Source organism: Ruegeria sp. AB8, assembly GCF_056542605.1.
Map to the genome: position 1 here is coordinate 1 of NZ_JBQGAB010000060.1, position 5,855 is coordinate 5,855.

A 5,855-nucleotide genomic window follows, 5' to 3' on the forward strand; every position below is an offset into this window, starting at 1 on the left:
AAGCCGAACAGGCGTTCCTGTTCGGACCATTCAAGTGGGTGGGTCACGCTGACCAGACGCTTGAGTGTGAGTTCGGGCGGCTGGCTCCCGTCGAGAATCGCCGTTTGAATCTTTGGTGAGAGAAAGGCGAGCTGAGCACGGGTGCGGATGAAGGCGTCAGGGACGCTTTCGCGGCGGGCAATCTCCATCAGTTGAACTCCGGCCTTCAGATCACGGACCCAGCCATGGGCGCGGATCAGCATGGACCGGAGGTGGGGATCAGGTTGGGGTGCCATGTCTCCGGCGATGACCTTGGCCTCGACGCCGCGGCGGCACAGATCGAAAGATGCGGTGACGTGGGTGAGATCCGGGTGCAGATGATCGGCCGCGATGCCAAGTGCGCTTGCCAGAGTTTTGGGGTTAAATTCGAGGTCGATCTGTCCTCGTGCAAGTTTGCCTTTGGCCAGAAGAGCAGCGCCGATCTGACAGCCATGGCCTAGAAGCCGGGTTACTAAATCCGCAACTGAAGTCTGAACTGCCTCGGCTGACCCGGCCTCCGGCTGCGCCAGTACTTGGTGCGCCGCGGCGGCGTCTTGCAAATGTCTGACGATGACATCAATGACCGCGTTTTCCAGCGCTGGGCCGGGCAGTCGCCAGCCAGAGATATCCTTGCCGCCTGAGATCAGTCGATTGGAGATATAGTAGCGCAACCGTCGGCCTTTGCGCGTGGTGTGGGTCGGCGTCAACCGATCACCAGTTTCGTCATACAGCAGACCGGTGAGCCAGGCCCCGGGGTCAGTGGAGTGTTGGCGCGCATCGGAGTCGCCGCGTGCCCGCGAGCGGTTGGAGGCCTGTCGCATTTTTTCCTGCACCCGGTCCCAGATGTCCTGATCGATGATCGCCGGATGTTGTCCGTCCCAGATCTTATCCTTGTGGCGGATTTTTCCGAGATAGACCGGATTGCGCAGCAGGTAATAGATTTGACCCCGTGACAGCGGACAATCCCCCTTCACACTGCCATCTGTCCGAACAACCCGTTTTGACCGCAGGTCTTCTGCCGTTGCCCGTTCTTCTACTTTGCGCAGGCAACCAAGCTCGTCATAAAGCCCAAAGAGATGCCGGACCGTTCTGGCCTCCTCTTCATTCACCACCAGCGTTCTTGCCTTCGGATCGGGGTGGCGATCATAGCCCAGAGGCAGGTTGCCACCCATCCAAAGCCCCTTCTTCTTCGACGCTGCAATCTTGTCGCGAATACGTTCGGCGGTGACTTCCCGTTCAAACTGAGCAAAGGACAACAGCACATTCAGCGTTAACCGGCCCATGGAAGATGAGGTATTGAAGGCCTGCGTGACGGACACAAAAGAACAGTTTGCCTGTTCCAGCCGGTCGACCAGCTTAGAGAAGTCGGCAAGCGACCGGGTCAGCCGGTCAATCTTGTAGACCACCACCATGTCAATACGCCCGGCATCGATCTCTTCAAGAAGGCGCTGAAGGGCGGGTCGCTCTAGGGTGCCGCCCGACAGGCCACCGTCATCGTAGCGCCCGGACAACAGGGTCCAGCCTTCATGTCGCTGGCTTGCGACATAGGCCGCGCAGGCCTCATATTGCGCATCCAGCGAATTGAAGTCCTGATCCAGACCATCTTCTGAGGACTTGCGCGTGTAGATGGCGCATCGGATTTTACGGCGCGGGCTCATTTGGCCGCCTTGCCGGTGAGCCCAAAGAAACGCGGCCCTGACCAATGCGCGCCGGTAATCTCTCGGGCGATGGCCGAGAGTGAGCGATAGGACCGACCGTTCCAAGTGAAGCCGTCTTCTGTAACGTCGACTACATGGGTCACACTATTCCACTCGCGTAGCAGGCGCCCGCCGGGTTTTAGGGCAGGGCATGTAGGCCGGGGTTTCTTCCCAGAGCCCTTTTCCAGCGTGGCTTTGACCTGGCGGGGTAGCCTGCCATGACGGCGGGACTGCATCTCAAAGGCGATAAAGCGGCGCAGAAAGGGTTGGCTGAGCATGGCGGGGGCGGGTTGATCAAACAGTTGCTGCCAAAGCGTGACCAGATCCGATCGACCCATGGCGGCGAGATCGGCGACATCGCTCGTCTTGGTCATGACGCTTCTCCAGTTCCCGCCGCCAGATGATATGTGGATGGTCCATTTGGTTTGTCGGATGTCCGCCGTTCAATTGTGACGCCTTTTTTCCGCAGACCGCTTAGAGCTGCTCGGACCGAATGAGGCTGCCATCCCGTTGCTTTGCAGAGCGCCTCAAGGCTGGCGCCGCTCGGGCGGCGCAACAAGTGTTGCACTTTGTCAATTTTGGTTTGCTTCCGCTTGGACATGTATTGTCTCCTCTGATTTGGGGCTGGCTAGATGCCGAACCCCGGTACCGAGGAGCGCCCGAATGGCTCGGGCGTGGGTTCAGTGATGCGTGGTTGACGGCAACAGTCCAGCTCTTTCTGAAGCGATTACTTGAGGCGTGTGTTTTGAAGGGCGTTGCTGGCGTACCCCCGATTATTCGTCAACAATCTTAATTGGTTACTTTTAGTTTGGGGGGTTGCGTCTCGTATTGATGGCACCTACATTCGACCTAATCGCCCGGACTATCAGGGCGGGAAACTGCTCCCGCAGGCAGCACTCATTGGAAACACAGGTTTCCGCAGAGAGCATTCAAAGGAGCAACGTCTCGGATCGATTGGTCCGGGGAGTTGCGATTTGTGCTCTCTCCGATTTTCCAGCGCGATCCCTCCATCTCGACGTCCGCGCGGCGTCACGCAAAAGGAGGCGGTTATGCCTGCCAAAAACACACACAGCGACGTTCGGGCGTCCAATACGCCTATCTGGATGGCCGAAAAAGTTATCCAATCCCAGATCAGCCAGATCAAGCCCTACGCCAACAACAACCGCGTGCACGCGGCCAAGAATGTCGACAAACTGAAAGCATCGGTGGCCCAGTTTGGCTTTGTCACTCCGATCCTGTTGGATGGTTCGGGCACAATCATCGCGGGTCATGGCCGCTATGAGGCCGCTAAGGCCCTGGGGTTGAATTCCGTACCGACTGTTGTCGCGGATCATTTGTCAGAAGCGGAAGTGCGCGCTCTGCGCATTGCGGACAATAAGCTGGCGGAATTGTCGGACTGGAATGAAGCGGCGTTGCAGATCGAATTTGCCGAGCTGATGGACCTCAGCCTTGATGGCGAGTTGAACTTTGATCTGGACATCACAGGGTTCGAAACACCGGAGATCGACATCATTATCGACAGCGTCGGTGAGGTGACGGTATCTGTAGCGGAAACTGTTGAGACGCCGGACCCTGCGGCACCCGTAGTCACGGAGCCGGGCGACCTCTGGGTTCTCGGAGATCATCGCATTTTCTGCGGGGACGCCCTTCAAGCCCAGAGCTACGACACCTTGCTGGAAGGCGAGACCCCGCAGATAGTCTTCACCGATCCGCCTTACAACGTGCCTGTCAATGGGCATGTGCGGTCCGGCAATAGCGCCGAACACCGCGAGTTTGCCATGGCGTCGGGAGAAATGACGGATAGCGAGTTCCGCGGCTTTCTTTCAGGCGCGATCACGCAGTTGTTTGACTGCCTGCCGAACGGAGGCATCGCGATGATCTGCATGGACTGGCGTCATATCGAAGAACTGATTACGGCGGGCAAAGCAGCTGGATTGGACCTCATCAATCTCTGCGTCTGGAACAAGACGAACGGAGGCATGGGCAGCCTTTATCGCTCAAAGCATGAGCTGATTTGCATTTTCAAGAAGCCTGGTGCGCCGCACATCAACAACGTCGAGCTGGGCAAACACGGGCGCAACCGGACCAACGTCTGGGATTACGCCGGTGTGAACAGCTTTGGGGCAGGGCGCGAGGCGGATCTCGCGGATCATCCCACGGTGAAGCCGACAGCTCTGGTTGCAGATGCCATCATGGATGTGAGCCACCGCGGCGATGTCGTGCTGGACGCCTTTGGCGGGTCCGGCGCGACTCTGCTGGCAGCTGAGAAAACCGGGCGCCAAGCGCGGCTTATTGAGCTCGACCCGGCTTATGTCGATGTGGCCATCCGCCGTTGGCAGGAGATGACCGGTGATAGCGCCGTGCACGCGGTAACAGGCCAGACGTTCGATGCGCGTTTTGCGGCCAACGATACCACTTCAGAACAGGAGGTGGGTCATGTCTGACGATACGAAAGAGTATGAGGTCGGCTACGGCAAACCGCCCAAAGCGACCCAATTCAAAAAAGGCCGATCCGGCAATCCGAAAGGGCGGCCGAAAGGTGCCAAGGGGGTGAATGCCAGCTTGAAACGTGAATTGGAAACCAAGATTACGGTTCGCGAAGGCAGCCACGAAATCCGGATTTCCAAGGCTGAGGCAATTGCCAAGCGGTTCACGGCAGGCGCGTTGAAGGGCGACACGAAATTGTTGATGGCGCTGCTTAAGCTGGACACAGATCTGTTCAACGCAAGTGAATTGGACGCGCAAGAAAGCGTCCGTACGGTTGAGCCCGACGCTGTCGACTACGACATCCTCCGGGATTTCTTTTCCAGCCAACTGGACGGTGACGGTGATCTGGAAAACGAGGAGGCGGAAGATGACGACTCCTGATCCAAAAATCGTCGTGCAAGCCGCTCGCGAGGTTTGCCGGGACAATTTCTTTCCCTTCGTTTGGCGTGTGTTTGGCACGCTGCACCAGGGAACTGACCGCAGCTTTGATCCGGCCTGGCATGTGCGGGCCATGTGCCATGAGTTGGACAATGTCCGTCGAGGCGAAAACAAGCGACTGATCATCAACATCCCGCCACGTTGCCTGAAATCGGTCACCGTGGCCGTTGCATATGTCGCTTATCTTCTCGGTCATAACCCCAGCGCCAAGATCATCGTTGCCAGCTATGGGTTGGATCTGGCGCGCAAACATTCCGAAGATTGTCGTCGGATCATGTCTGCGCGCTGGTACCGGGAAATGTTCCCTGAAACGGTCTTGGCTAAAAAGGGCAACACCTCAGAAGAAATCCGCACCACAAAGGGAGGCAGCCGTAAGGCTGTCTCCATTGGAAGTTCTGTCACCGGTCATGGCGCCGATTACATCATCATCGATGACCTGCTGAAAGCCGGAGATGCCGGCTCCGAAGCCGAGCTGGTCAAGGCGCAGGAGTTCATTGAGGGGACCTTGTTGTCGCGCTTCGACAATCCGGCCGAAGGGCGTGTGGTTATGGTTGCGCAACGGTTGCACGAGATGGATCCGCCGGGTTATCTGCTCGAACGCGGGACCTACCGGCATCTGAATCTGCCTGCCATCGCAGAAGGCCATGAGGTGGTTCCTCTTGGGCGTGGAAGGGTCATGCGCCGCAAACCGGGTGATCTCCTGTGCCCGTCCCGTTTGGATCAGCAAACGCTGGATACCAAGCGTCGCGAAATGGGCGCGGCCGTGTTCAATTGCCAGTATCAGCAGAACCCCATTGCTCCCGACGGGTCGCCCTTGCGCTGGGAGTGGTTTGGCACCTACGAGACCATCGAAGATCGCCGCTGGTTCCAACTGGTGGTTCAGAGCTGGGATACGGGCATGTCGGCAGACCCCCGGTCTGATTTCTCTGTCTGTACAACCTGGGGGTTCCGCGAAAATGCGTGGCATCTTATCGACGTCTGGCGCGGGCAGGTAGACTACCCAGACCTGAAAGCCAAGGCACTGCAACTTGTCGGCCGTTGGGATCCCGATCGTGTCCTGATCGAAGATGCGGCCTCCGGCAAACCTCTTTTGGACGAATTGTTTCGTGATGACCGTCGGCGCTACGAACGCATTAAACCCGACAAGGACAAGGAAACCCGGTTCCAGTCCGCTTGCGGTCCTGTCGAAGAGGGCAAGGTTTATCTGCCTGCAGA

General features: G+C 58.0%; 6 protein-coding genes. 3 read left to right on the forward strand and 3 right to left on the reverse strand.

Annotated elements, in window-relative coordinates; all coding sequences use genetic code 11:
- The 3 genes from ACR0CG_RS23440 to ACR0CG_RS23450 form a co-directional block, all read right to left on the reverse strand.
- Window positions 1-1,676 (reverse strand): recombinase family protein (locus tag ACR0CG_RS23440; RefSeq protein ID WP_480527892.1); only part of this gene is annotated, 1,676 nt, incomplete at its 3' end.
- On the reverse strand, window positions 1,673-2,089 hold the full coding sequence (locus tag ACR0CG_RS23445) for a DUF2924 domain-containing protein (RefSeq protein ID WP_093964944.1): 417 nt from the start codon (window positions 2,087-2,089) through the stop codon (window positions 1,673-1,675). The genes ACR0CG_RS23445 and ACR0CG_RS23440, both read right to left, overlap by 4 nt.
- Window positions 2,086-2,316, reverse strand: a complete 231-nt coding sequence (locus ACR0CG_RS23450; protein WP_093964945.1) for a DUF3489 domain-containing protein — start codon at window positions 2,314-2,316, stop codon at window positions 2,086-2,088. The genes ACR0CG_RS23445 and ACR0CG_RS23450 overlap by 4 nt, the downstream gene beginning before the upstream one ends.
- Window positions 2,317-2,764: 448 nt before the next feature.
- Here ACR0CG_RS23450 and ACR0CG_RS23455 point away from each other — a divergent pair, with 448 nt between their 5' ends.
- The 3 genes from ACR0CG_RS23455 to ACR0CG_RS23465 all read left to right on the forward strand — a co-directional run.
- On the forward strand, window positions 2,765-4,159 hold the full coding sequence (locus ACR0CG_RS23455) for a site-specific DNA-methyltransferase (RefSeq protein ID WP_245223230.1): 1,395 nt from the start codon (window positions 2,765-2,767) through the stop codon (window positions 4,157-4,159).
- The gene (locus tag ACR0CG_RS23460) at window positions 4,152-4,583 is read left to right on the forward strand and encodes a DUF5681 domain-containing protein (protein ID WP_093964947.1); all 432 of its coding nucleotides are present in this window, start codon (window positions 4,152-4,154) and stop codon (window positions 4,581-4,583) included. Before ACR0CG_RS23455 ends, ACR0CG_RS23460 begins: the two co-directional genes overlap by 8 nt.
- A partial coding sequence (locus ACR0CG_RS23465) for a phage terminase large subunit family protein (RefSeq protein ID WP_480527894.1) occupies window positions 4,570-5,855 on the forward strand: 1,286 nt, incomplete at its 3' end. The genes ACR0CG_RS23460 and ACR0CG_RS23465, both read left to right, overlap by 14 nt.

Excerpts from the sequence above, each read along its gene's own strand:
- ACR0CG_RS23445 (WP_093964944.1), bottom strand. The coding sequence starts at position 2,089 with ATGACCAAGACGAGCGATGTCGCCGATCTCGCCGCCATGGGTCGATCG.
- ACR0CG_RS23450 (WP_093964945.1), bottom strand. The coding sequence starts at position 2,316 with ATGTCCAAGCGGAAGCAAACCAAAATTGACAAAGTGCAACACTTGTTG.
- ACR0CG_RS23455 (WP_245223230.1), top strand. The coding sequence starts at position 2,765 with ATGCCTGCCAAAAACACACACAGCGACGTTCGGGCGTCCAATACGCCT.
- ACR0CG_RS23460 (WP_093964947.1), top strand. The coding sequence starts at position 4,152 with ATGTCTGACGATACGAAAGAGTATGAGGTCGGCTACGGCAAACCGCCC.